This window comes from Paraburkholderia sp. SIMBA_030 (assembly GCF_046535245.1).
Taxonomy (GTDB): domain Bacteria; phylum Pseudomonadota; class Gammaproteobacteria; order Burkholderiales; family Burkholderiaceae; genus Paraburkholderia.
The window spans coordinates 1-238 of the sequence record NZ_JAWRXB010001560.1 but is presented as its reverse complement, the minus strand read 5'-3'; the positions used below and the strand labels follow the sequence as shown (position 1 = coordinate 238).

Here is a 238-nt window from a genome sequence, read left to right as displayed (position 1 = left end):
AAAAGAGAGATTGATGGTCTAGAAAAGTCCATGCATGATGCTGATCAGTTTCATACGTTAGAAGAGCAAGTAGCAGATATGAAACGCCGCGGTATAGATCCTAGCAAGGCCTACAAAGATTTAGACAGTAAAGCGGAAGATGAAGATTGGGGCGATGCGACTTGGAAAGAAAATGGTAAGTGGGAGCCAAAAACGGCAGCCGATTTAGACGACAAAGCTCGCGAAAATTGGAATGGTG

1 protein-coding gene is annotated in these 238 nt (G+C 44.1%); it reads left to right on the top strand.

Annotated elements, in window-relative coordinates; translation table 11 throughout:
• Positions 1 to 238: hypothetical protein (locus SB772_RS45260; protein ID WP_410839184.1), on the top strand; the 238-nt coding region annotated here is incomplete at both ends.